This window comes from Sporolactobacillus shoreae (assembly GCF_004684935.1).
In the GTDB taxonomy this organism is placed as follows: domain Bacteria; phylum Bacillota; class Bacilli; order Bacillales; family Sporolactobacillaceae; genus Sporolactobacillus; species Sporolactobacillus shoreae.
In genome coordinates, this window is sequence record NZ_SRJD01000001.1 from 185,712 (window position 1) to 211,679 (window position 25,968).

28 protein-coding genes are annotated in these 25,968 nt (G+C 45.4%); all 28 read left to right on the forward strand.

All coding sequences use genetic code 11. The annotated features are described in order from the left end of the window. The first annotated feature begins 31 nt into the window (after positions 1-31). The 28 genes from ftsY (at position 32) to fliJ (ending at position 25,957) form a co-directional block, all read left to right on the forward strand. On the forward strand, positions 32-1,027 hold the full coding sequence (ftsY, locus tag E4665_RS00865) for a signal recognition particle-docking protein FtsY (RefSeq protein ID WP_135346901.1): 996 nt from the start codon (positions 32-34) through the stop codon (positions 1,025-1,027). A 102-nt stretch (positions 1,028-1,129) separates the two neighbouring features. Further along, complete coding sequence (locus E4665_RS00870) at positions 1,130-1,465, forward strand: putative DNA-binding protein (RefSeq protein WP_135346902.1); 336 nt, start codon at positions 1,130-1,132, stop codon at positions 1,463-1,465. A gap of 11 nt (positions 1,466-1,476) precedes the next feature. Next, positions 1,477-2,823 (forward strand): signal recognition particle protein, encoded by a 1,347-nt coding sequence (ffh, locus tag E4665_RS00875; protein ID WP_135346903.1) that lies wholly within the window; start codon positions 1,477-1,479, stop codon positions 2,821-2,823. 49 nt (positions 2,824-2,872) lie between these two features. Continuing rightward, positions 2,873-3,145: a 30S ribosomal protein S16 gene (gene rpsP / locus E4665_RS00880; RefSeq protein ID WP_135346904.1), complete on the forward strand. Its 273-nt coding sequence runs from the start codon at positions 2,873-2,875 to the stop codon at positions 3,143-3,145. Between the two features lie 21 nt (positions 3,146-3,166). Continuing rightward, a complete protein-coding gene (locus E4665_RS00885; protein ID WP_135346905.1) occupies positions 3,167-3,397 on the forward strand; it encodes a KH domain-containing protein in 231 nt (76 codons plus the stop codon). A gap of 169 nt (positions 3,398-3,566) precedes the next feature. Then, complete coding sequence (gene rimM, locus E4665_RS00890) at positions 3,567-4,091, forward strand: ribosome maturation factor RimM (RefSeq protein WP_135346906.1); 525 nt, start codon at positions 3,567-3,569, stop codon at positions 4,089-4,091. Beyond that, complete coding sequence (gene trmD / locus E4665_RS00895; RefSeq protein ID WP_135346907.1) at positions 4,081-4,827, forward strand: tRNA (guanosine(37)-N1)-methyltransferase TrmD; 747 nt, start codon at positions 4,081-4,083, stop codon at positions 4,825-4,827. The genes rimM and trmD overlap by 11 nt, the downstream gene beginning before the upstream one ends. Before the next feature lie 134 nt (positions 4,828-4,961). Then, the gene (rplS, locus tag E4665_RS00900) at positions 4,962-5,303 is read left to right on the forward strand and encodes a 50S ribosomal protein L19 (RefSeq protein ID WP_135346908.1); all 342 of its coding nucleotides are present in this window, start codon (positions 4,962-4,964) and stop codon (positions 5,301-5,303) included. Positions 5,304-5,607: 304 nt separating this feature from the next. Next, entirely contained in the window at positions 5,608-6,492 is an 885-nt protein-coding gene (gene ylqF, locus E4665_RS00905) for a ribosome biogenesis GTPase YlqF (RefSeq protein WP_135346909.1), read from the forward strand. Positions 6,493-6,551: 59 nt separating this feature from the next. Continuing rightward, a complete protein-coding gene (locus tag E4665_RS00910; protein WP_135346910.1) occupies positions 6,552-7,313 on the forward strand; it encodes a ribonuclease HII in 762 nt (253 codons plus the stop codon). A gap of 15 nt (positions 7,314-7,328) precedes the next feature. Continuing rightward, a complete protein-coding gene (locus E4665_RS00915; protein ID WP_241654575.1) occupies positions 7,329-8,861 on the forward strand; it encodes a hypothetical protein in 1,533 nt (510 codons plus the stop codon). After that, the gene (locus E4665_RS00920; protein ID WP_135346912.1) at positions 8,858-9,139 is read left to right on the forward strand and encodes an EscU/YscU/HrcU family type III secretion system export apparatus switch protein; all 282 of its coding nucleotides are present in this window, start codon (positions 8,858-8,860) and stop codon (positions 9,137-9,139) included. The genes E4665_RS00915 and E4665_RS00920 overlap by 4 nt, the downstream gene beginning before the upstream one ends. A gap of 262 nt (positions 9,140-9,401) precedes the next feature. Beyond that, on the forward strand, positions 9,402-10,586 hold the full coding sequence (gene sucC / locus E4665_RS00925) for an ADP-forming succinate--CoA ligase subunit beta (protein ID WP_135346913.1): 1,185 nt from the start codon (positions 9,402-9,404) through the stop codon (positions 10,584-10,586). Next, positions 10,583-11,491: a succinate--CoA ligase subunit alpha gene (sucD, locus tag E4665_RS00930; protein WP_135346914.1), complete on the forward strand. Its 909-nt coding sequence runs from the start codon at positions 10,583-10,585 to the stop codon at positions 11,489-11,491. The genes sucC and sucD overlap by 4 nt, the downstream gene beginning before the upstream one ends. Positions 11,492-11,779: 288 nt before the next feature. After that, entirely contained in the window at positions 11,780-12,538 is a 759-nt protein-coding gene (gene dprA / locus E4665_RS00935) for a DNA-processing protein DprA (protein WP_241654577.1), read from the forward strand. Between the two features lie 163 nt (positions 12,539-12,701). Further along, positions 12,702-14,789, forward strand: a complete 2,088-nt coding sequence (gene topA / locus E4665_RS00940) for a type I DNA topoisomerase (protein WP_135346916.1) — start codon at positions 12,702-12,704, stop codon at positions 14,787-14,789. Between the two features lie 89 nt (positions 14,790-14,878). Then, positions 14,879-16,186 carry an FADH(2)-oxidizing methylenetetrahydrofolate--tRNA-(uracil(54)-C(5))-methyltransferase TrmFO gene (gene trmFO, locus E4665_RS00945; RefSeq protein WP_135346917.1) on the forward strand — a complete coding sequence of 436 codons (1,308 nt, stop codon included), beginning with the start codon at positions 14,879-14,881 and terminating at the stop codon, positions 16,184-16,186. A gap of 225 nt (positions 16,187-16,411) precedes the next feature. Next, a complete protein-coding gene (gene hslV / locus E4665_RS00950; protein WP_135346918.1) occupies positions 16,412-16,954 on the forward strand; it encodes an ATP-dependent protease subunit HslV in 543 nt (180 codons plus the stop codon). A gap of 38 nt (positions 16,955-16,992) precedes the next feature. Further along, positions 16,993-18,393 (forward strand): ATP-dependent protease ATPase subunit HslU, encoded by a 1,401-nt coding sequence (hslU, locus tag E4665_RS00955; RefSeq protein ID WP_135346919.1) that lies wholly within the window; start codon positions 16,993-16,995, stop codon positions 18,391-18,393. A 97-nt stretch (positions 18,394-18,490) separates the two neighbouring features. Then, complete coding sequence (gene codY, locus E4665_RS00960) at positions 18,491-19,267, forward strand: GTP-sensing pleiotropic transcriptional regulator CodY (RefSeq protein WP_135346920.1); 777 nt, start codon at positions 18,491-18,493, stop codon at positions 19,265-19,267. Between the two features lie 396 nt (positions 19,268-19,663). Further along, entirely contained in the window at positions 19,664-20,047 is a 384-nt protein-coding gene (gene flgB, locus E4665_RS00965) for a flagellar basal body rod protein FlgB (RefSeq protein WP_135346921.1), read from the forward strand. After that, on the forward strand, positions 20,047-20,490 hold the full coding sequence (gene flgC / locus E4665_RS00970; RefSeq protein WP_135346922.1) for a flagellar basal body rod protein FlgC: 444 nt from the start codon (positions 20,047-20,049) through the stop codon (positions 20,488-20,490). Before flgB ends, flgC begins: the two co-directional genes overlap by 1 nt. A gap of 10 nt (positions 20,491-20,500) precedes the next feature. Beyond that, positions 20,501-20,800, forward strand: a complete 300-nt coding sequence (gene fliE, locus E4665_RS00975) for a flagellar hook-basal body complex protein FliE (protein WP_241654579.1) — start codon at positions 20,501-20,503, stop codon at positions 20,798-20,800. A gap of 34 nt (positions 20,801-20,834) precedes the next feature. Continuing rightward, positions 20,835-22,418, forward strand: a complete 1,584-nt coding sequence (fliF, locus tag E4665_RS00980; RefSeq protein ID WP_135346924.1) for a flagellar basal-body MS-ring/collar protein FliF — start codon at positions 20,835-20,837, stop codon at positions 22,416-22,418. A gap of 13 nt (positions 22,419-22,431) precedes the next feature. Next, positions 22,432-23,448, forward strand: a complete 1,017-nt coding sequence (gene fliG / locus E4665_RS00985) for a flagellar motor switch protein FliG (protein WP_135346925.1) — start codon at positions 22,432-22,434, stop codon at positions 23,446-23,448. Continuing rightward, complete coding sequence (fliH, locus tag E4665_RS00990) at positions 23,441-24,199, forward strand: flagellar assembly protein FliH (RefSeq protein ID WP_135346926.1); 759 nt, start codon at positions 23,441-23,443, stop codon at positions 24,197-24,199. The genes fliG and fliH overlap by 8 nt, the downstream gene beginning before the upstream one ends. After that, on the forward strand, positions 24,199-25,527 hold the full coding sequence (gene fliI / locus E4665_RS00995) for a flagellar protein export ATPase FliI (RefSeq protein WP_135346927.1): 1,329 nt from the start codon (positions 24,199-24,201) through the stop codon (positions 25,525-25,527). The genes fliH and fliI overlap by 1 nt, the downstream gene beginning before the upstream one ends. Then, on the forward strand, positions 25,517-25,957 hold the full coding sequence (gene fliJ, locus E4665_RS01000) for a flagellar export protein FliJ (RefSeq protein WP_135346928.1): 441 nt from the start codon (positions 25,517-25,519) through the stop codon (positions 25,955-25,957). Before fliI ends, fliJ begins: the two co-directional genes overlap by 11 nt. The last annotated feature ends 11 nt before the right edge of the window (positions 25,958-25,968 follow it).

Genomic DNA, 25,968 nt, shown 5'->3' on the forward strand with positions numbered 1-25,968 from the left:
AGTGTAAGAAAAAAACGAAGGAGGTAAAATAATGAATTTTTTTGGACGAATGAAGGAGAAAATTTCCGGAAGCACTGAATCAGTCACTGAAAAATTCCGGAACGGGCTGTCGAAAACCAGAAGATCTTTTTCGGATCAGCTGAATAATCTAGTCAAACGCTACCGGAAAGTTGATGAAGATTTTTTTGAAGAACTCGAAGATCTTCTGATCGAATCCGATGTTGGTGTGACAACAGTGATGGATCTGGTTGAAAAATTAAAGGATGAGTCAAGAACTCGGAATATCAAAGATACAGAAGAGCTGAAAGAGGTTATTGCTGAGGTTTTGTCTGAATTCCTAACACGTGACGAGACGGAAACACAGCTGAATATGAACCCGGAAGGGCTCTCTGTGTTTCTTATGGTGGGCGTCAATGGAGCCGGAAAAACAACGACCATCGGAAAACTGGCTGGCAGGCTGAAGAATCAAGGAAAGTCAGTGCTGCTCGCTGCAGCCGATACTTTCCGTGCCGGCGCCATCGATCAGCTTCAGGTCTGGGGTGACAGGGCCGGGGTGGATGTGATCCGTCATCAGGAGGGTTCTGATCCCGCATCGGTGATTTTTGATGCCATTAAAGCCGCAAAATCCAGAAAAACAGATGTCCTGCTCTGTGATACAGCCGGTAGGTTGCAAAATAAGGTGAATCTGATGAAAGAGTTGGAGAAGATCAAGCGCGTTATTGAGCGGGAAGTTCCCGGAGCTCCTCAGGAGGTGCTTTTGGTGCTTGACGCGACGACGGGACAAAATGCGTTGAATCAGGCGAAATTGTTCCGCCAAGCATCGGATGTCACAGGTATCGTGCTGACGAAACTTGACGGAACGGCTAAAGGTGGTATCGTTCTTGGCGTACGTCATGAACTGAATATTCCTGTTAAGTTAATCGGTCTGGGAGAAAAAATGAATGATCTGCAGACGTTTGACGCAGATGCGTTTATTTATGGGCTTTTTTCGGAATTATTCAGTGACGATAACCATGCAGAGGCTTGAGAGGAATTATAGGTGTTAAGATAAAAACTTGACAGAAGGATACGTTTCCTGTAAACTGGGTCAGTAAAGTAAATGGCCTTTACAGTCAAGGGGATTTTTGCGATGCTTGAGAAGATTTTAAGAGTCAACGCCCTATATGATTTCTATCAGCCGCTTCTTACCCCGAAGCAACAGGAGTATCTGGACCTTTACTACCTTAATGACTTTTCTCTCGGTGAGATTGCTGAAAGCCACCAAGTCACGCGTCAGGCCGTTTACGATAACTTGAAGCGCGCGGAAAAAACGCTGGAAGCATTTGAAGAGAAGTTGGGTTTGTTCCGCAAGTTTAACGCCCGCGCTGCTCTCATCAAAGAGCTCCGAGATCAGACTGCTGAACTGGGTAGTGAAGAACGCCGAAAGCTGGACGCGGTTCTTGACAGGCTTGAGAAATTGGAATAGGAGTGAGAAGCATGGCATTTGAAAGTCTTGCAGACAGATTGCAGGCGACGATGAAAAAAATCCGCGGCAAAGGCAAAGTTTCTGAAGCTGATGTCAAGCAGATGGCGCGTGAAGTCCGCCTTGCCCTTCTAGAAGCCGACGTCAATTTCAAAGTGGTCAAGTCGTTTGTCAAACGCATTCAGGAGCGCGCTGTAGGACAGGACGTGCTGAAAAGCCTGACCCCCGGCCAACAGGTCATCAAGGTTGTACAGGAAGAACTGACTGAGCTGATGGGTGGAGAGCAGACTCGTCTGAACCTGGCTCTGAAACCGCCGACAGTTATACTTTTCGTCGGTCTCCAGGGTGCCGGTAAAACGACCTCTGCCGCAAAGCTTGCCAATTATATCCGAAAAATGCACAACAAAAAGCCACTGATGATCGCCGCCGATATCTATAGACCTGCTGCGATCAAACAGTTGCAGACGCTTGGCAGCCAGTTGAGTATTCCCGTTTTTTCGCTTGGCGATCAGATCAACCCGGTTGAGATCGTCAGACAGGGCCTCGAACAGGCAAGTGCCGATCACAATGATCTGGTGATGATTGATACTGCGGGCAGGCTCCATGTAGATGACGCACTCATGGATGAACTTGAGCAGATCAAAGCTGTCAGCCATCCGGATGAGATTTTTCTGGTCGTCGATGCGATGACTGGTCAGGATGCTGTTAATGTGGCCAATACATTTAACGAACGTCTGGATCTGACGGGTGTCATCATGACCAAACTTGACGGTGATACCCGAGGCGGTGCTGCTCTTTCAATCCGCTCGGTTACGGGCAAACCGATCAAATTTGTCGGCATGGGCGAAAAAATGGATGCGCTTGAACCTTTCCATCCCGACCGTATGGCTTCCCGCATTCTTGGCATGGGTGACGTGCTTTCTCTGATCGAGAAAGCGCAGGCATCCGTTGATGAAGAACGGGCAAAGGAAATGGAGCAGAAGCTTCGTTCAGTCAGCTTTACCCTGGACGATTTTCTCGAACAGATTGGTCAGATCCGTAAGATGGGGCCGCTTCAGGATCTGCTGTCGATGATGCCAGGTGCAGGTAAGCTTAAGGGCATGAAGAATATGCAGATTGATGAGAAGAAGATCGATCAGGTCGAGGCGATGATCCGATCCATGACCCCGCTGGAGAAAAACGATCCGGAAGTGATTAATGCGAGCCGCAAGAAACGGATCGCTCTGGGGAGCGGAACGTCTATTGCCGATGTCAACCGTTTGCTGAAGCAGTTTAAAGACATGAAGAAAATGATGAAGCAATTTATGGGCAAGACAAAGGGCAAAAAGCGTGGCAATCCTTTTAACCTGCCATTCATGTGAACTGTGGGAAAAAATTTGAGTGATTATTAAAATCAGGAAGGTGTTAGAAATGTCAGTTAAAATTCGTCTGAAACGCATGGGAGCAAAAAAACGTCCTTTTTACAGAGTAGTAGTCGCTGATTCACGCGCGCCGCGTGACGGCCGCTTCATCGAGGAAATCGGAACCTACAATCCGGTTTCTACACCAAAGGCATTCAATGTTGATGAAGACAAGGCTTTGGACTGGTTGAAGAAGGGCGCTCAGCCGTCTGACACGGTCCGCAACCTTTTCTCGAAAAACGGACTCATGGAGAAATTTCATAACTTCAAGCTTCAAAAATAAGGATCAGGGAGCGGATTTGATATGGAGGAACTGATCAAAGCCCTCGTTGTCCCGCTCATTGAAAATCCTGAACAAATACAGATTCTGAAACAGGAGGACTCCGGCTGTATTACTTATATTCTGACGGTCGCAAAACAGGATATGGGTAAAGTCATTGGCAGAAACGGTCAGGTCGTGTCGGCGATCCGTACCGTGATTTCGTCAGCGGCGAGTGCCGAAGGTAAAAACATCCGATTCCTGATTCGGGAATAAACTGAGAGAAAAAGAGAAGGGGACATATCACCCTTCTCTTTTTCACCATATAATCCAAACATTTTTTATATTGATAAACATAGATCTGGCTTGAAAAGCAAAGCATCGTATCCGCTGCATAAAATTAGAAACTGCTGCGTTCAAGAAAGTATTTTAAGGAGGAACTTGTGTGACTGAATGGCAGTACGTCGGGAAAATTGTAAATACACGAGGCATCAGAGGAGAAGTTAAAGTGATCAGTGTGACTGATTTTCCGGAAGAACGTTTCGCAAATGGGGCAGTGCTCTACGTACATGATGAAAAAGCTGCGTCCTATTTACCGTTTTCTGTGACCGGCCATAGCCGGCACAAACAATTTGATTACCTGACCTTCAAAGATTACCGATCAATTAATGATGTTGAAAAATATAAAGGCTGTTCACTTTTTGTTCCGAGAGAACAGTTGCCGCTATTGAAAGACGGAGAATTTTACTACTATCAGATTATCGGCCTGGATGTATATACTGATACTGGGGAGCGTCTGGGCGCGATCAAGGAGATCCTGTCTCCCGGTGCTAATGACGTCTGGGTCGTACAGACGAACGGAAAAGATATCCTAATTCCTTACATCAAGGATGTTGTCAGGCAAATAGATGTTGCAAACAAACGGGTGACCATTCATCTGATTCCGGGGATGATTGATGATGAGGGTTGATGTCCTCACCTTGTTTCCGGAGATGTTTCCCGGTGTTTTGAACGGATCCATTCTTGGAAAAGCCTCTGAAAAGGGTTCAGTTTCTTATCACATCACAGATTTCCGCCAATTTACGACAAATAAGCATCAAAAAGTGGATGATTATCCATTCGGCGGAGGTGCCGGAATGGTTCTGATGCCCCAGCCTCTGTTTGATGCGGTTCATTCTGTTTGCGCGGAAGATGATGCACAACCCAGAATTATACTGACATCTCCACAAGGCAAACCATTCACACAAAGAGATGCCGAAGATCTTTCGGCAGAACAACGTCTGATTTTTATTTGTGGGCACTATGAGGGCTTTGACGAGCGCATCCCTCAACATCTCGTAACGGATGAGTTTTCTGTCGGTGATTTTGTTATGACCGGCGGGGAGCTTGCTGCGATGTCAATGATTGACAGCATAGTCAGGCTTCTTCCGGGAGTTCTGGGAAATGAAACTTCAGCTGTAACCGATTCGTTCTCCGATGGTTTATTGGAACATCCTCACTATACGCGCCCGGCAGATTTCCGAGGAATGAAAGTGCCAGACATTCTTCTTTCAGGAAACCATGAAAAAATAGCTGAATGGCGCCATAAGGAATCACTGCGGCGAACCTATATGCGGCGGCCGGATCTTCTGAAAAACAGACAATACTCTGAAATTGAGAAAAAGTGGCTTGCAGAATTTAAAAAGACCAATGAACGTATTAAATAAGTAAAAATCCGGCTTGCGTATCAGTGGCAATTCGTGTTATTATTTAACACGTGGCAATTGTAAGTGGACAACGATGTTCCGCTGCGATCGTTTGGATCGTATGAGCATTTGTATGGAAGGAGGCCATGATCGTTATGCCGAATATTATCGATGAGATCACAAAAGAACAGCTGCGTTCGGATATTCCGGATTTCAGACCCGGAGACACGCTTAAAGTGCACGTGAAGATCACTGAAGGCACACATGAACGTATTCAGGTGTTCGAAGGTGTTGTGATCAAGCGCCATGGCGGTGGAATCAGTGCGACATTCACAGTTCGCAAGATTTCTTACGGCGTGGGTGTTGAGCGTGCTTTTCCTGTTAATTCGCCTAAGATTGATAAAATCGAAGTCGTTCGTCACGGTAAAGTTCGCCGTGCTAAACTTTATTATCTGCGTAATCTCCGCGGAAAGAAAGCACGTATCAAGAGCAAATAAACAGCTTTTTTCAAAGGAAAAGACAATAGTGAAGAGAAGGGCTTGGGGGAATCCAAGCTCTTTTTTTTAACTCAATATATTTTTATAGAAGGCTTTGTTAAACTTGTCTGTTTTTTTGCTCCATGCGCTCGCTTTCCGCGAGCGATCCGTGAGACTCTTCGCTCGGTGTTCTCACTGCGAGGCCAGAAGGCTCGCTGATCCCGCAGGAGTCTCGCGTCTTCCGCTCCAATCAACGGAGGAGCAAAAATCAACATTGAATTTAAACATAGCTTTATAGAAAACAAAATTTTAAGGAGGGACGTTTATGAACATTCAATGGTATCCGGGACATATGGCGAAGGCCAAACGACAGATGATTGAAAAGATCAAACAGATTGATGTCGTGATTGAACTGGTTGACAGCCGAATCCCATCGGCATCCCGTAATCCGCTCGTGGATGAAATAGCTTCAGGGAAGCCGAGGTTGCTTCTGCTTAATAAAATTGATATGGCTGACCCTGCAGCAACTGCGGCTTGGAAGTCGTATCATGAAAGGCGCGGCCTGGCTGTTCACCTCGTAAACAGCCAGACGGGTCAGGGGACATCATCTATAGCGGGAAGTGTGCATCAGCTGACATCTCAGCGGAGGAAGAAAATGGAGGAAAAGGGATTTAAGCCGCATCCGGACCGCGCCTTGATTCTTGGCATTCCAAATGTTGGGAAATCAACGTTGATCAACAGGCTGGCAGGTAAAAAAATTGCGAAGATAGGTGATCGTCCCGGTGTGACAACCGCACAGCAGTGGATCAAAGTTGGGAAAACAATGGAACTGCTTGATACTCCGGGAATTTTATGGCCGAAGTTTGATGATCCTGAAGTGGGCCTCAGACTGGCCGCAACCGGTGCAATAAAGGAGGAATTGCTTGATTTTCAGGAAATAGCCTTCTTTCTGGTTCAATTAATGCTTCAGAGATATCGTAATCAGCTGGCTGAAAGATATCATTTATCCGTTTTACCTGAACTGAACCGGAATGATCAGGACCAGGAGAAGATCATCGGGCTTTTTGATGCAATTGGCAAAAGTCGTGGCTGCCTGATGAGCGGTGGACTTGTCGATTATGACCGGACAGCGGAAATCATTGTCCGTGATTATCGCCATCAGAAGCTGGGCTGCCTGACTCTTGAGCTGCCGGCTGAGAAAACCATTTGAACTGAAAAAAATAATAAATGTCTTGTGTCAATTGACCGATATAGAAAGGGAGAGGGAAATTGAGGCAACAGTCTATCGCAAAAATCAGGGAAGAACTGGATCGCTCCCACTTTTTAAATGATAAAAAAAGGAGCGAACTGGCTCAGGATTCCAGAATAGGTGTACGGCATCTGCTTGAAGTCTGGGATAAAAAACAGGCCAGATTTCAGAATTTGATTCAGAAATTTCGTGAGATGAACCGTATTGAAGATGAATGGCATCAGAGGGGTGCCAGAAAGCTGGCCGGGATCGATGAAGCGGGTCGTGGACCGCTTGCCGGTCCCGTGGTGGCCGCGTGTGTGATTCTGGAACCCGATGCTGTCATACCCGGAATTAATGATTCGAAGCAACTCAGTGCTGTGAAGCGCAATTATTATTTTGAACGAATAAAAGAATCCGCATTATCTTTCGGAATTGGAATAGTTTCCGCACGCGAAATTGATACGATCAATATCTATGAATCGGCTAAAAAAGCGATGATGCTCGCTGTTTCGGAGATGGAGGTTGAACCGGATCATTTGCTGATTGATGCGATGAAGTTACCCTTGAACATCTCGCAAACCTCTTTAATTAAGGGCGACGCGAGAAGCAATTCCATTGCCGCAGCCTCAATTCTTGCGAAAGTGACCCGTGACCGATTGATGGATAAACTGGATAAGGTATATCCAGGGTATGGATTTGCCGTCAACAAAGGGTATGGCACGAGGGAACACTTATCAGCAATAAAGAAGCTCGGGCCGTGTCCCGAACATCGTATGACGTTCGCCCCTCTTAAATCCTGAATTGCCGAACAGAAGGTGTCCGAATTGAACTTCCAACCTTATGCAATCAGCCAAAGTCAATTGATAGGCACGTATGCGCCGGAACAAGTACTTCGCGGAAAAGTTCTCGAAATTTTACCCGACCGTACGGCACTTGTCCAGCTTGGCGCTCAGAAAATGGTTGCAAAAGTAGTTGCTCTCCAGCCGCCGCTGAAAGTTGGTCAGGATTATCTTTTTCAGGTCCAGCAGAACAGTAACCCACTGACTGCAAAAGTCGTAGGGCGCCGCACGGAGCAGGAAAGGACATCTTCCTCGATTGTTGAGGACGCACTAAACGCATTTAAATTGAAAGACGAGCCGATTAACAGGCAATTGATCCAGGCTTTTCTTGATCAGGGAGAGCCACTGACACGCAATGCGGTAATCACCGCTCGTTCACTTCTAGGCAGCAGGCCGGCTGATGTTTCTTCGGGAATGCGTGCTGTAAAATGGATGATCAACCACAGGCTTCCGATCACTTCCACCGTATTTCACCTGGCAGGCCATCTGATGAAAGCTGAACCGTTGTCTTCACAGCTTAACGCTTTAACCCAGGCTCTAGATCACACGAACGTCTCCACTCCTTCAACTGCGGCATTGAAGGGGGCAGTCAATGATCTGAAAAATATTAAGGGGGAACCCTCGCTCCAAATGGCTACCGGGATTTTAGGCCGTGAAAAGACGACAGAATTACTTAAATCCTTTTTGCAGGAACAGATGCCGACTGCCCAGGTTAACTCAGGAGAAATAATTAAATTTGTTAACGGAGCGATGTCTCAGACTGACACCGTCAATTTTCTGAATAAACTTCACGTTGAAATAAAGCCGGATTTATTTCTCAGTCAATTCAAATCATTTCTCGTGTCCCAATTTGCGGGTCAGGCGTCACAGACTATTTTCAGCGGAAACAGTGATCTGGGGCTGCTTCTGAACTCTATGAGGGAGCTTGGTTTTGATTTTGAGCAGAACCTCAGAAATCAGCTTTCTTCCGGAGAAACTCTGAAATCAACGGACTCCCTGAAAGAAAAATTGCTTGCTGTTGTTCAGGATCATCAGGCACCTACGGCGATAAAGGAATTGGCACGAGATATTGTCGGAAAAATAACCGGCGAGCAGATTCAGATGGTGTCCACGGATCCACAGGTTGCCCAATTTTCCATCCAGATTCCGATTCCATTCCAGCGGGAAATTAAGAATGTATCGGTTTATTGGGAAGGTAAGAAAAGCAAAAGTGGCAAGCTGGATCCTGACTCGTGCACCATATTGCTTTGGCTCGATCTGACAAATTTAAAAGAAACTCTGGTCAGTGTCCGTGTCCAGAGCCGCTCGGTGACACTGACAGTTCAGAATGATTCTGAAGATCTGACACAATTCTTGAAAGAGGGCGAACCTGCGCTTCGGGATCAGCTTGCGGCGATTAATTATCACCTGACTTCAGTCTCTCAAGCTGAAAAGATCGACCCTCAACTCGTAAAAAAAGCGCAGGAACCTTTAAATATAACGAATTACAATCTGGACGTGAGAGTATGAGCAGTAACCATCACAAAAAAGCCGTGGCACTGAATTATATCAAAGGCCAGGACCAGGCTCCCTATGTATCCGCAAAAGGAGAAGGTGAAATTGCTGAACGGATGATCAACAAAGCGAAGGAGTTTAACATCCCGGTGCAAGAAGATCCCGGCCTTGTTTCTATGCTTTCCAAGCTTGATCTCAATGAAATGATCCCCCCCGAGCTATATGGCGCAGTAGCAGAAATTTTCGGATTTATTTATCGAATAGACGAGCAGTCACGCCTTAAAAGCAAGTAATCCACTTTTTTGTATTATCCAGTCCGTATCCCTCTTTTTATCTCAAAAAAAGCATTATGAAATCATCACTTTTTTCCCGATCTCATATACTGAAAAACATAATTCTATCCCGATCCATTTTCCAGGACAGGATTAGTTTCTTGAACAAATGGCAACTTATTTGTGACAAATTAGTGGACAAAAGTCTCGAGAAGTAGCTATACTAAATTAAAGAAAGGGCTTACATTCATTTGAATTCAATCTTGCGGAGGAAGGGAAGAGAATGAATATTCACGAGTATCAGGGGAAGCAGCTCTTAAAAAAATATGGGGTCGCTGTTCCGCTGGGGAATGTTGCTTTTACTCCGGAACAGGCGATTGAAGCAGCAAAGTCCATTCATGCGAAAAAATGGGTTGTGAAGGCTCAAATACACGCCGGAGGACGCGGGAAAGCCGGAGGAGTCAAAATAGCCGGGTCTCTAGATCAGATCACACCTATTGCAGAAGAATTACTAGGCAAAATACTTGTGACACCACAGACCGGGCCCGCGGGGAAAAAGGTAAAACGCCTTCTGATCGAGGAAGGAAGCGATATCGAAAAGGAATTTTATTTAGGGATGGTTCTGGACAGAAACGCTTCAAGAATAGCGGTGATTGCTTCTTCTGAAGGTGGAATGGAAATAGAGGAAGTAGCTTCTAAAACTCCTGAAAAAATTGTCAGAGAGTCGGTCGACCCCCTGATTGGCCTCGCCCCGTTTCAGGCCCGGAGAATTGCATTTGGCATTGGAATCCCCGACAGGCAAGTGAACAAGGCAGTTAAATTTATGCTCGAGCTATACCGGGCATTTGTTGATCAAGACTGTTCCATCGCGGAAATTAATCCGCTCGTGCTCACTAAAAGCGGAGAAATACTCGCATTGGATACGAAGCTTAATTTCGATGACAACGGGCTCTATCGCCATAAGGAGCTTCTCGATCTGAGGGATCTTGGCGAGGAAGACGAAAAAGAAATACAAGCTTCTGAGTACGGACTGAATTATATTGCCTTAGACGGCAATATCGGATGCATGGTCAATGGGGCGGGTTTGGCAATGGCTACAATGGATATTATCAAAGCCTTTAATGGAGATCCGGCTAATTTTCTTGATGTCGGAGGCGGAGCAAGTAAGGAAAAAGTCGAGGCGGCTTTTCGACTGATACTCTCCGATCCTCATGTCCGCGGAATCCTGGTGAATATTTTCGGAGGGATTATGAAATGTGATGTTATTGCGGAAGGAATTGTAGCCGCAACGGAAAATGTCGGATTGAAGGTACCGCTGGTTGTCCGTCTCGAGGGAACGAATGTGAAACTCGGAAAGGAAATTCTCCATCATTCCGGATTGAACATCACATCGGCGAACACCATGGCCGATGCGGCTGAGAAAATTGTCCAGCTGGTGGATCAGGCGGCCGGAGGTGTTGTAAAATGAGTATTCTCGTAAATAAGGATACGAAGGTTATCGTTCAGGGAATCACAGGTTCACAGGGAGTGTTTCATACACAGCAGATGCAGGCATATGGTACAAAAATCGTTGGAGGTGTGACACCAGGCAAGGGGGGCACGACCGTCAGCGGTGTTCCGGTTTTCAACACTGTGCGCGAGGCAGTCTGGAAAACAGGAGCTGACTGCTCTGTTATCTATGTTCCGCCGGCTTTCGCCGCAGACGCGATATTAGAGGCAGCAGACGCCGGTCTGCGTCTGATTATTGCCATTACCGAGGGCATCCCGGTACTCGACATGGTAAAAGTCAAACGCTATCTTCAAGATCGTGATACAAGGCTGATCGGACCCAATTGTCCCGGAGTTCTTTCGGCTGATGAGACAAAAATTGGCATTATGCCAGGCTACATTCACCGAAAGGGACATGTCGGCGTTGTTTCCCGCTCCGGTACCCTCACCTATGAAGCAGTTCATCAACTGTCGCAACTGAACATTGGTCAAACCACAGCCGTTGGAATCGGAGGGGATCCGGTAAATGGAACCAGTTTTATTGACGTTCTCAAGTTGTTTAACGAGGATCCTGAAACACTTGCTGTTGTGATGATTGGTGAGATTGGGGGTAGCAGCGAAGAAGACGCAGCGAATTGGGCGGAAATTCATATGAATAAACCTATTGTTGGTTTCATCGGCGGCCGGACAGCACCCCCTGGGAAAAGAATGGGGCACGCCGGAGCCATTATTTCCGGCGGCCGGGGCACTGCGGGTGAAAAAATCCGGGTACTTCGCGAACATGGAATCGCAATAGCAGAAACCCCGGATAAAATCGGTACGACAATGGTTCAGACATTGAAAGAACGTGGCCTTTATGAAGATTGCCTGATACCTGTTCGGTGAATACTTCAGGAAAGCGCTCATTTCAGAGCTTTCCTGTTATTTTTTGATAACCGGCCATCTCCGTTTCTTCTTAATATTAAATGTCATTCCCGCGCTATTTCTTCCTTATCATCATCAATCGTTCATCATCTATTGATTTTCAAATTCTAATTTTGGAAAGGTAAATTTCATATGGACCATTTGACATTGAAATTACTTCATTTGACTCACTGCCGGGGTTTGGGCAGAAAAACAATTCGTGAATTTATCCGGGCTGACCCGCAGCTTCAGTCAGTGGAGCGATATACTATGGAAGAACTAACCGGTATTTTCCACTTGACCAAACCGCACGCCGAAATATTCTTGCGTGATTTTCATTCTTTTAATTCTGCGAACGTCGTTGCATATTATGAAAAGCAGGGGATTATGCCTGTTTCTTTGCATGATCGCTTCTATCCGCCGCTTCTGAAAAAAATTTATGATCCGCCATACTTGCTGTATACCAAAGGTAACATCGAATATCTTAAAAGTGAAAAAATTCTTAGTGTTGTCGGGACAAGATATCCCAGTGCCGAAGCTGAAAAAGTCATGAAGCAGCTTCTGGTTCCTTTGATAGCATCCGGATGGGTGATCGTCAGTGGTATGGCTCTTGGAGTGGACGGCTTGGCACATAAACTAGCCATGGATGGACGGACTGTAGCTGTTCTTGGCTCGGGTCTTCTTTATCCATATCCACACGATCATCTCAGCCTGTTTCACGAATTATGTAATCGTCAGCTTGTAATCAGCGAATATTCACCCTACTCCAGGCCGGAACGCTGGCGCTTTCCGGAGCGTAACAGAATCATAAGCGGCCTCGCACGCGGCACTCTTGTCGTAGAGGCTAAAGAAAAAAGCGGATCATTAATTACGGCTGATCAGGCTCTGGAGCAAGGGCGCGAGGTTTTTGCCGTTCCAGGTTCCATTCTTAAATCGAGCAGCGCCGGGACAAACGCGCTGATTCAGCAGGGGGCAAAATTAGTCATGAAGGCTGATGACATTGTTGAAGAATTATCAGGATTAAATTGACATTCAGCTTCCTATAATTAAGTAAAAAGAAAAAGCAAACATCATTTAGCGAAACAAGTTAGGGAGACGAAGATTTGTTTTCTCATTAATTGTTTGACAAAGCTTTCATCAATCATTAATATTAGTGAAGATTTCAATATTCTCAGAAAGGGGGAGCAACATTATGAATGATTATCTTGTCATCGTGGAATCTCCCGCCAAAGCAAAAACAATAAAACGTTATCTTGGACCAAAATATCAGGTCAAGGCTTCAATGGGCCATGTCCGGGATCTGCCCAAAAGCCAGATGGGTATTGATGTCTCCGATCATTACAAGCCTAGATATATAACAATTCGTGGAAAAGGACAGGTGCTGAAAGATCTGAAAAGCGCCGCGAAGAAAGCGAAAAAGGTTTATCTGGCGGCCGACCCCGACCGTGAGGGGGAAGCGATAGCGTGGCACTTGGCTCACAGCCTGGACATTGATGACCACTCGGATTGCAGAGTTGTATTTAATGAAATTACAAAGCCGGCCATTAAGGACGCTTTTAAGAATCCAAGAAAAATAAATATGGATTTAGTCGATGCGCAGCAGGCGAGACGAGTTCTGGACCGGCTGGTTGGCTATAATATAAGCCCGTTGCTCTGGAAAAAAGTAAAAAAAGGCCTGAGCGCAGGAAGGGTTCAGTCGGTTGCTTTGCGGCTGATTATTGAAAGGGAAAACGAAGTCAAGGCATTCAAACCGGAGGAGTACTGGTCGATTACCGGATTGTTCCACGTCGGTGAAGAAACCTTTTCTGCGGAATTTTATGGCTTGGATGGCAAAAAACATGCTTTAAAAAATAAGAATGATGTGGACGAAGTTCTTTCAAGATTACAGAGTGATCAGTTCCTTGTGCAGAATGTCCAGAAAAAAGAGCGTCTGAGATTTCCGGTGTTGCCGTTTATCACATCATCGTTGCAGCAGGAAGCGGCACGTAAGCTGAACTTCCGCGCCAGAAAGACGATGATGATCGCACAGCAGCTATATGAGGGCATTGAACTTGGGAAACAGGGCAATACTGGTCTGATTACTTATATGAGAACAGATTCAACACGCATCTCTGATGTGGCAAAATCTGAGGCAAAACAATACATTCTTGAAAATTACGGAGACAATTATCTCGGGAAGAAACCGCTGAAACAGAAAAAAGGAGAAAATGTTCAGGACGCCCATGAAGGCATTCGCCCGACATCTGTCCTCAGACAGCCCAAAGATATAAAAGAATATTTGAGCCGGGATCAACTCAGGCTCTATAAATTAATTTGGGAGCGTTTTGTCGCGAGTCAGATGGCACCTGCTGTTCTGGATACAGTTCGTGCGGATCTGGTTCAGAGTGGTGTGACTTTCCGGGCGACAGGCTCCAAAATCAAGTTCCAGGGTTTTATGAAGGTTTACATTGAGGGCAGTGATGACGCCAAGAGTTCCGATACAGAAGCCGCAAAAGAAAATTATCTTCCGGAACTTTCTGATGGAATGACGGCGCGCAAAGAAAATACAAACCCAAAGCAACATTTTACCCAGCCGCCTCCCCGCTATACGGAAGCGTCTCTCGTACGCAAAATGGAAGAAATCGGTATCGGAAGACCGTCAACTTATGCTCCTACAATTGATACAATCCAGCGCAGGAACTATGTGACTATGGATACCAAGCGTTTTGTCCCGACGGAGCTCGGTGAAATTGTCCTTAAGCTCATTGTTGAGTTCTTTCCGGAAATCATCAACATTGATTTTACAGCACAAATGGAAACTAGTCTGGATGAAGTTGAAGAAGGGAAAAAAGACTGGATCGCAATTATTGACAGTTTCTATAAGGGTTTCTCTGAACGCTTATCTAAAGCGGAATCAGAAATGGAATCTGTCACGATCAAAGATGAGCCTTCAGGAATTATCTGTGAAAAATGCGGACATGAGATGGTTTATAAGATCGGCCGTTTTGGCAAATTCCTTGCATGCTCTAATTTTCCAGAATGTAGGAACACGAAACCAATTTTAAAGAAAACCGGAGTGACGTGCCCAAAATGCGGAAAGGGCGAGGTTGTGGAGCGTCGCAGTAAAAAAAGCCGGATTTTTTACGGGTGTGACCGTTATCCTGAATGTGACTTTGTTTCGTGGGATAAACCGATTCAGAGGGAATGTCCGAAATGCGGGTCTTATCTTGTTGAAAAGAAAAATAAAAGTGGAAAGACTGTGCAGTGTCCAAAGTGCGATTATAAGGAAGAGATGAAGTAGCCAACACGTGAACACGCACAGGATCTAACCGTGCATGCGTGTGTGTGCACGGTTTTAGCATGCATCTATAGAATCGGAGGAATCAAAGCGTGACGGAACAGACGGTTTCGGTGATCGGGGCAGGTCTCGCGGGAAGCGAAGCAGCCTGGCAGATCGCCAGACGTGGAATAAAAGTAAATCTCTATGAGATGAGACCGGGAAAATATTCCCCCGCCCATCATACAGATCAATTTGCAGAACTTGTCTGCACTAATTCACTGCGATCAAATACCTTGACCAATGCTGTGGGTATCCTTAAAGAAGAGATGCGGAGACTTGGTTCCGTCATCATGAAAGCCGCGGATTCCGCAAGCGTACCTGCGGGAGGGGCGCTGGCCGTAGACCGCCATGACTTTTCAGCGCGAGTTACAGAATCTGTCACTGCTCTTCCAAATGTCACGGTTATACATGATGAAATCACAAAAATTCCGGATGGGCCGACTGTTATAGCAACCGGCCCTCTGACAACTGAAAGTCTCTCAACGGCAATTGGTCAATTTACTGGGACAAAAGATCTGTATTTTTACGACGCAGCAGCGCCGATTATCGATGGAGAATCTATTGACAGGGAACGTGTCTACCTTAAATCCAGATACGACAAGGGAGACGCGGCATATTTAAATTGTCCGATGAATAAAGATGAATTTGAGCGTTTTTATCAGGCCTTGGTTTCGGCAGAAACTGCTCCACTGAAAGAGTTTGAACGAGAGAATTATTTCAACGGATGCATGCCTATTGAAATTATGGCGAAGCAGGGCGCGAAAACACTTCTTTTCGGCCCGCTTAAGCCGGTAGGCCTTGAAGATCCAAAAACGGGCAAAAGACCGTATGCGGTTGTGCAGCTCCGCCAGGACAACGCGGCGGGCACTCTATTTAATATCGTCGGTTTTCAGACGCATCTGAAGTGGGGTGCGCAAAAAGAAGTTTTCAGACTAATTCCAGGTCTCGAGCAGGCGCAAATCATTCGCTACGGTGTCATGCATCGCAACACCTTTCTGAATTCGCCTGGCATCCTTGAACCAACCTATCAGACAAAATCAAGGAAGAATCTTTTTTTTGCGGGACAGATGACTGGCGTTGAAGGTTACGTCGAATCCGCTGCTTCGGGCTTGATTGCTGGGATTAATGCGGCACACATTGCCAGAGGGGACGCTCCCATAATTTTTCCACCTGAAACAGTCATTGGAAGCATGGCCCATTATATTTCAAGTGCGTCATCACAGAATTTCCAACCGATGAATGCCAACTTTGGACTTCTGCCGTCTCTACAGGCGCACATCAAAGATAAAAAAGAACGCGCTGAGAAGTATGCGGAACGAGCCCTGGATACAATTCAGAATGTTGTTATAAAACTGTAAATTGATTGCCAATTATTGCAACTTGTGCTACCATGAATGAGCAAGAAGCCGCTTGTTCAGATCTGACTTTCAAAATTACTGAATGATTTGCTGATTTCTAATTATTGCAAATGGATGAGAACAGTGACTGATAAACGAGTCCGATCCTAATTTCGGTACTAAAGTGAATACCGTTGCGGGAACGGGCTTTCGCTTGCTTTCACATTTGTGGGAAGGAGGCTTTTTATGGGGGCTTTTCATGCGACAACGATTTTTGCCATTCGTCACAATGGCCGCAGCGCGATGGCAGGAGATGGTCAGGTGACGCTTGGCCAATCTGTGATCATGAAAAAGTCAGCCCGAAAAGTCCGCAGGCTTTTTCATGGGAGAGTGATTTCAGGTTTTGCCGGTTCGGTTGCCGACGCCTTCACACTTTCCGAAAAATTTGAGGCGCGTCTTGAAGAGTTTAACGGCAACCTTCAGCGTTCCGCGGTAGAACTTGCCAAAGAATGGCGCGGAGATAAGATGCTCCGACAGCTGGAGGCAATGCTTATTGTCATGGATAAAGACGGTATGTTGCTGATTTCCGGCACCGGTGAGGTCATTGAACCGGACGATGATATGCTGGCTATTGGCTCAGGGGGGAATTACGCGCTCTCCGCTGGAAGGGCTCTCATGAGGTGGGGGGCATCGGAGCTGACCGCACGGGACATCGCTGAGAAATCTCTGACTATTGCGAGTGAAATCTGTGTCTATACCAATGACCGGATTATTGTCGAAGAACTCTGATATTAAATGCTGTCGCAGATCAGGGGAGGAGTGTTTCTATGGAAGCGTCACCCACGCCAAAGCAGATTGTTGAGCAGCTGGATCGTTATATAATTGGTCAGAAAGAAGCTAAAAGGTCTGTAGCCGTTGCTCTCCGCAATCGGTACCGCCGCTCATTGCTTGAAGCAAAACTGCGAGACGAAATTATTCCGAAAAATATTCTGATGATCGGACCGACAGGTGTCGGCAAAACGGAAATCGCCCGGCGCCTGGCGAAAATTGTTCATGCCCCCTTTGTTAAATTTGAAGCAACTAAGTTTACAGAAGTCGGGTATGTGGGCCGCGATGTCGAATCGATGGTAAGGGATCTTGTAGAGACTTCCGTCCGGCTGGTCAAAGAAGAAAAAATGAAACAGGTTGAAGCTAAGGCAGAAAAAATGGCTGAGCAACGAATAGTGGAACTACTTGTTCCGTCAAAGAAGAAACAGGAACAGCCTAAGAACCCTCTTGAAATGCTTTTCGGCGGCCAGCCGGGGACTCAGCAGAAGGAACAAGATAATACCGGGACGGATGCTTCGATCCGTGAAAAAAGGCTTCAGACAGAAAAACTGCTGGCCCTGGGTGAGCTTGAGGATCGGCAGGTGACCGTTGAAGTTGCCGAACAGAGCGGCGATCAGCTTAACGGCCTTTTTCAGGACGCTGGAATGGAACAGCTGGGAGCTAATCTTCAGAACCTGATTGGCAATTTAGCACCTAAGAAAATGAAAAAGCGCAAGCTGAAGGTCAGCGAGGCGCGCAAATATCTGACCCGTGAGGAAGCCCAAAATCTGATTGACATGGATCAGGTGATACAGGACGCAATCGTCAGAGCTGAACAGTCTGGTATTATTTTTATTGACGAGATTGATAAAATAACAGGTTCAGGGCGAAACTCCGGGGAAATTTCAAGGGAAGGCGTGCAGAGGGACATCCTTCCAATCGTTGAAGGATCAACTGTAATCACCAAGTATGGGGCTGTAAAAACTGATTATGTCCTTTTCATTGCGGCCGGGGCTTTTCATCTTTCCAAACCTTCAGACCTGATTCCTGAACTGCAAGGCCGTTTTCCGATCCGGGTTGAGTTAAAGAGTCTTTCGGTTGACGATTTTGTAAACATTCTTGTTCAGCCGGACAATGCTTTGATCAGGCAATATCAGGCTTTGCTCGCGACGGAAGGTATTAAGATTAAATTTTCTGACGAAGCTATCCATAAGCTTGCGGCTATTGCATTCGAAGTGAATCAGGAAACGGACAATATTGGTGCCAGGAGACTACATACTATTCTGGAAAAGCTTCTGGAAGATCTATCCTTTGAAGCGCCGGACATTGCACTGAGTGAAATTGTGATAACACCGGAATATGTCGACGAAAGACTGTCGACTATTGTTAAGAATCGTGATCTCAGCCAATTTATTTTATAGATCTTTTTGTAATTAATGGTTCAATGCTTACAGGCTATTTCTTCAAGTCTGCGAAAAATTTAAAGTAAACATTCAGGATGACCAGGAGGAAACATTTATGACACTATTGGAAAAAACAAGAAAAATTAATCATTTGCTTCAGGGTACAAAAACGCAGGTGGATTTTAATGAGATGGCCAAAACACTTCGCGATGTTATTCAAACGAATACATTTGTTGTCAGCAGGAGGGGTAAAATTCTGGGTCTTTCATTGAAACTCGAATTTGAAAATGAGCGTATAAGGGAAATGTTTGAAAGCAGGCAGTTCCCTGAATCCTTCACTCAACATCTTTTCAGCGTTACCGCAACATCTCCCAATCTTGATGTTAACAGTGAGTTCAGCGTTTTCCCCGATGAAAACAAAGATTTATTTACAAACGGACTGACAACAGTAGTTCCGATTGTCGGAGGCGGCGAAAGGCTTGGGACGCTGATTCTTTCGAGACTGAATGAAACATTTACCGATGAGGATCTAATTCTTGCTGAGTATGGTGCCACAGTCGTCGGTATGGAAATTCTGCGTGAAAAGACCGACGAGGTTGAAGAAGAAGCAAGGGAAAAAGCGATTGTCCAGATGGCAGTCGGCTCCCTGTCGTACAGTGAACTTGAAGCGATCGAACATATTTTTGAAGAGCTTGAAGGTAAAGAGGGGCTTCTTGTTGCGAGCAAAATTGCCGACCGCGTCGGCATCACACGCTCGGTCATTGTTAATGCGCTTAGAAAGCTGGAGAGCGCCGGAGTTATCGAATCAAGGTCGCTTGGAATGAAAGGTACCTATATTAAGGTTTTGAATGATAAGTTTCTTAATGAGCTGAATCGAATTAAGGGTGAATAAGAATTAATTGATCTGAATCATTCATGGGACTTTTGGCGTGTTTTTGGATTTGTTAACCAAAAGTCCTTTTTTTTATGCAATTTTTTACATATTAAAACAAATATTTTACTTATATGGCTTGAAATTTGCATTAAATAATGATTTGAAAAATTAAAATAGGCATTTAGGCTTGTTATTGAGATATAAGACGGGATTGAGCACGCTTTCAACAACAATTAAAATGAAAATTCAGAAAAATATTATTACAAATTATGGAAATAAAGGATACTTAAGGACTACATCGTAACGAAAATACGTGGCGAATCTTGTCGATAATGAGAGATTAACGTAGACAGGTGTAAAAAAATTGATAAAATGTACATATAAGTACAGGAATTGGAAAGAAAGGTGTGCCCATTGTTTTCAACAACTCCTCTTGCAGCAATTGAACAGGGTCTGAACGGGTCTATGGCTGAACAAAATGCCATTTCCCAGAACATCGCCAACATTGACACTCCAGGTTACAAAGCTAAAAAGGTTGTTTTTGATGATGCACTTCAGGGTGAACTGGAAGCAAACAGCACGAATCCCAGCCATTTACCATTCTTAAATTCGGCCGATCCGGGATTTCAAACAGTAACGGATAACTTTGGGACGATTCAGAATAATGGGAATAACGTTGATATTGATCATGAAATGTCCGATCTATCTAGGAATCAATTGCTTTACCAGTCACTGACACAGGCTGCCAGCGATCAGTTTCTGAGATTTAATACGGTGCTGGGAGGTGCTAGCGGCTGATGGGAATGTTTAGTGGATTAGATGTGTCTGCCTCAGGTTTGACGGCCCAGCGATTTCGAATGGATGTCGCTTCGTCGAATATTGCCAATGCTGATACGACCCGTGAACGGATGGTTAATGGACAATGGCAGCCTTATGCCAGAAAAGTTGTCAATCTCAAAACAATTAATTCGTCCTTTGATTCATATTTTAATCAGGCACTCGGTTCCTCTGCCGGTGGCGCGGAAGTGGCATCGGTCACTGAAGATCCATCACCGTTTCCTATGAAGTATGATCCGACAGATCCCGATGCGGATGCTAATGGATATGTCAAGGAGTCCAATGTTGATCCTCTTAAAGAAATGATTGACATGATGGATGCGAACCGCTCCTATGAGGCCGGGGTTACGGCTATGAATGCGGATAAAAGTATGCTGACAAGTGCACTAAGCATTGGAAAGTAGGTAATAAGTGATGAGTGTAAGTCCTGTTAATCTCATTAATTTTTCTAATCCGCTTCAGTCGTCTTCACAAAGCGTGGCCGCGGCTCAGTCTTCTTTCTCCGACGCGCTGAAAAATGCGGTGGGGACTGTTAATCAGTCGGTACAGTCTGCGGATAATATGGTAACCGGGCTCGCAAACGGCACCAGCAATGAAGACTTACATAATGTAATGATAGCGATGCAAAAAGCGGATATTATGTTAAAAACTGCCGTTCAGGTAAGGGACCGGGTGATCAGCGCATATCAGAATGTTATGAATATGCAAGTCTGAATTTGATCACATGGTAGGTTGAACGGAGGATACTATGAAAGAGAAACTATTAAGTTGGTATCACCGGTCTCTGGAATTTTGGGCAGGTTTGCCAAAAAAGAGAAAGCTCTGGATCATAAGCGGAGCGGCTGCACTGCTCGTTGTAATCACGGTGATCTTGCTTCTTACAAATATTAAACAATACGCTCCACTCTACAGCAATCTGTCGACAAGCGAAGCAGGGCAGATTAAAGATACTCTGGATAGTCAGAAAGTCCCTTACAGGCTTTCAAATGGCGGAACGACAATCAGCGTCCCACAGAGTCAGGTTGATGCCCTGAAAGTTGAACTCGCGGCTCAAGGCATTCCAAAAACGGGTCAGATTGACTATTCTTTTTTCAGTCAGAATGCCGGATTTGGAATGACGGACAATCAGTTTAATGTATTGCAAAGGGCTGCAATGCAAACCGAGCTTGCCAACCTGATCTCAAACAGCAAGGGCGTGCAGTCAGCAAAGGTCATGATCACTCTCCCGCCGACGGACGTCTGGGTGAGCAATCAAGGGAATCAGGGTCAGGCATCGGCTTCCATCGTCCTGAACGTCGATCCCGGATACCAGTTAAGCAGCAGTCAGGTTCAGGGACTTTATCACCTTGTTTCAAAGAGTGTGCCGAACCTTCCCGAAAGTAATATCGTCATAATGGATCAATATTACAATTATTATGACCTAAAAGATAGTAACTCAGGGAATTCAACCCTATCGACTTATGATCAGCAACAACAAATTATCCATAATTTTGAAAATGGTATCCAGCAAAAAGTGACAGAAATGCTGACAACGATGATGGGTCAGGGGAAGGTAATGGTTAACGTCACTGCCAACGTTGACTTCACCCAGTCAAAAGAATCACAGAATTTGGTTCAACCTGTTAACCCGCAGACCATGGAGGGCCTCGAGACGAGTACCCAACATATTGCAGAGACTTACACGGGGGCGGGCGCAGCTGGACAAGTCGGAACTGGAACGAGCGATGTTCCTACATATCAGGCGGGAACAAATGGAAACGGTACTTATCAAAAAGTGGAAGACACCGTGAACTACCAGTTCAACAGAATTCACCGGGATGTCACTAACAGCCCATACAAAGTTACGGACATGGGAATCCAGGTCATGGTGGAACCGCCGAATCCAAATAATAATAACTCACTGTCTCAGCAGCGAGTGAATGACATAAAACAGATTCTTAATTCAATTGTTCAGACATCAATTTCAAACCCACAGGGGCAGGAACTTCCGCTAAACCAGATCTCACAGAAGACCTATGTTTCTGTTGGGCGTCTGAATGGGCAGATACAACAACCGACAGCAGGTGGATGGGGTATCTGGCCATATATTATCGGAGGCGGCGTACTTGCGGCAGTCATCGGAGCAATTATCTGGTTAATCCTGAGAAACCGCAACAGAGAAGAAGATGAAGAGGCAATTGTTCAGGATATCCCACAAGATGATGAACTCGCAGCAGCACTGAATCAAGAAAATCCTGAACAGAAAAAATATAGCGAGCTTGAAAAACTGGCGAGGCAAAAGCCGGATCAATTTGTCAAGTTACTGCGAGGCTGGATGTCGGATGACCGCTGAGGAGGTGTAAAGATTGGCTGATCGTAGAACGAAGATGAACGGGAAACAGAAAGCGGCCATTTTAATGATCGCGCTGGGTACAGATGTGTCAGCAAACGTTTTCAAACATCTGACTGAACAGGAAATTGAAGACCTTACTTTGGAAATATCGAACGCTCGGAAAGTGGATTCTGATATGAAAAAGCAGGTTATCGAAGAATTCTTTCAGACAGCGATGGCGCAGGAATACATTTCACAGGGCGGGATCGGATATGCCAAACAGATTCTGGAGAAGGCCCTGGGTGCGCAGCAAGCTAACGATGTCATTCAAAGGCTTACGTCCACACTTCAGGTGAGGCCATTTGATTTTATGCGTAAAAGTGATCCACAACAGATACTCAATTTTATTCAGAATGAGCATCCTCAGACGATTGCGCTGATTCTTTCCTATCTCGACCCGGACCAGGCAGCAACCGTTCTTTCGGCACTTCCGGTTGAAAATCAGGCGGATATTGCCAGGCGAATTGCTCAAATGGACCGGACATCACCTGAAATTATTTCACAGGTTGAACGGGTTCTAGAAAAGAAGGTATCAAGTTCATCCGTAAATCAGGATTATACACAGACTGGTGGTATTGCTTCGATCGTCAATGTCCTGAATGGTGTTGACCGCACAACAGAAAAGAACATTCTTGAACAACTTGAGGAACACGATTCCGATCTGGCTGAAGAAATAAAGAAACGTATGTTTGTATTTGAAGATATCGTTGTTTTAGATGATCGGGCTATTCAGCGGGTCATTCGTGAAAGTGAGAATGAAGATCTGATCCTGGCCATGCGGACAGCGAGTGAGGAGGTAAAAGAACTGCTCTTTCACAATATGTCCGAACGAATGGCTGCAAGCTTCAAGGAAGAAATGGAGTATATGGGTCCTGTCCGGTTGCATGATGTTGAAGAAGCACAGACACGAATCGTAAATACAATCCGGAAACTGGAAGATGCCGGAGAAATTGTAATAGCCAGAGGTAAGGGGGACGATGTGATTGTCTAACATTTTAAAATCCCCGGAATCGAGTAGTGGAAGTAAGATCGTTCAGCTTTCAGTTGTTGTGGATCCGGAGCTGGATGCTCTGGACAGCAAGATGGATACAAAATCAATTGAACAGACACTCGAAGAGAAAGTTGAACAGGCCAAGCGTAGAGCGGCTGATATTCTTCAACAAGCTGAACTCAAACGTAATGAAATAGAGAAACAAATGAAACAAAAGGAAGAAGAGGCTGAAAGAAAAAGGGCCGAGGCCTATGAGAACAGTAAAAAAGCGGGCTTTGAATCGGGTTTCAAAAAAGGTGCTGATCTGGGGAGGCAATCCTATCTTTCCAGGATTGACCAGGCGAACCAGCTGCTTGAACAGGCGAACACGGAATACAGGGATAAAATTGCTCGCTCTGAGCCCGAAATTCTCAAACTCTCGATGGCTGTTGCAGAGAAAATAATAGGAACATCTATCGCTTTGGATGAGGATAAATGGTCCTCCATGGTCACTAAAGCGGTACGTGAAGTCAGAGATCAAAAGACAATAAAAATTATTGTCCCTCCGATTCATTTCGGAACTCTTGATCTACATAAGGAAGAGCTTGACGATCTTGTGCAGGATGCTGATGTATCCATTTACGCAGACGGTGATCTCACTGAAAATGACTGTATCATTGAAACGGAATTCGGTAGAATCGATGCCGGCATTGACAGCCAATTATCAGTGATTAAAGAAAAACTGAAAGAATTAATGGAGGAGCATGCCTGATGAATGCGGACCTGCTGATTGAATCACTTGCTTCAATGGACAGCTATAAACGTTTTGGAAAAATCAGCAGGGTTGTTGGGCTTCTTATCGCCTCAAAAGGTCCCGAGTCATCCGTTGGTGATGTCTGCATTATCCACCTCAAGAACGGAAGGCAGAGAATAAAAGCGGAGGTTGTCGGTTTCAAAGACGAAGAGATCCTACTTATGCCGTATACCTCTGTGGCTCATATTTCACCAGGCTGTCTGGTTGAAGCGACTGGCAAGCCTCTAGAGATCAAAGTTGGCGATGAGCTATTGGGACAGGTGTGCGACAGTATGGGGAATCCGATGTCGGACATGCGCTTTTCAAAGGGATTTGAGATGGTGCCGACAAACCAGGAACCGCCGGATCCCCTTCAGAGACCACGTATCAAGGAAGCAATTGAACTTGGAATTCGTTCAATAAATGGTCTTCTTACCGTTGGCAAGGGACAGCGTGTTGGAATTTTTGCAGGGAGCGGTGTTGGCAAAAGTACGTTATTGGGGATGATTGCCCGTAATACTTCAGCAGATCTGAACGTTATTGCCTTGATTGGTGAGCGGGGACGCGAAGTAAGGGAATTTCTTGAAAAAGATCTCGGAACCGAAGGAATGGCTCGCTCAATAGTCATCGTTGCGACGAGCGATCAACCGGCGTTGATGAGAATAAAAGGGGCAATGACGGCAACGGCTATTGCAGAATATTTTCGATCAAAAGGTAAAAATGTTTTACTTATGATGGATTCCCTGACTCGGGTGGCAATGAGCCAGCGTGAAATCGGTCTCGCAGTCGGCGAACCACCTACAACCAAGGGTTATCCTCCTTCCGTTTTTGCTTTGCTTCCGAGACTTCTTGAAAGGACAGGTACGGATATAAATGGCTCAATCACAGCTTTTTATACAGTACTTGTCGACGGCGATGACCTTGATGAGCCGATTTCGGACACGGTGAGGGGTATCCTTGACGGCCACATTGTTCTTGACCGTTCACTTGCTCAAAAAGGGCAATACCCGGCAATCAATCTGCTGAAAAGCGTTAGCCGTGTTATGACCGAGATCGATTCCAAAGAACACCTTATGGCAGCGGCACATTTTCGAGCGCTTCTCTCTCAATACACCGAATCTGAAGATTTAATCAACATAGGTGCCTATAAACAAGGAAGTTCTGCCGCTATTGACGCAGCGATACAGTATCATCCCAAAATTCTTTCCTATATGGTGCAGCCAGAGGATGTCAAAGTAACGCTTGATCAATCTATTAATCAGCTTGAGATTGATTTTGGAGAGGGAGGCAAGCCAGATGTCGTTTGATTTTCGATTAGATCGTGTTATGAGGATTGCCGAAAGTGAAAGAAAAAATTTTGAATCCCAATATCAGGTACTATATGATAGACTGGAAAAAATTGCGCATCAGCTTTTGGCATTAATGGAAGAAAAAAAGCGGACGCAGTCGGATCTTGAAAAAAAAATGCGGAAAGCGATGACAATCGATTCTATGAGGCTTCAGCTTATCGATGTTGAAACGACTGACCGAATGATTGACGAGCAGACCTTGATTTACAACCGATCCAAACGCCAGCTGGAACAATTACGGGTCAAACTTCATGAAAAAACGATTGAAGTTAAGAAATATGAGAATATGAGAGAAAAGAAAAAAGAAGTCTATAACCAGGAAGTTAAGAAAGATGAAATGAAACTGATGGATGAAGTTGCTGCTCTTCGGGCTGTTTCCCATGGGTGAAAGGAATGAGA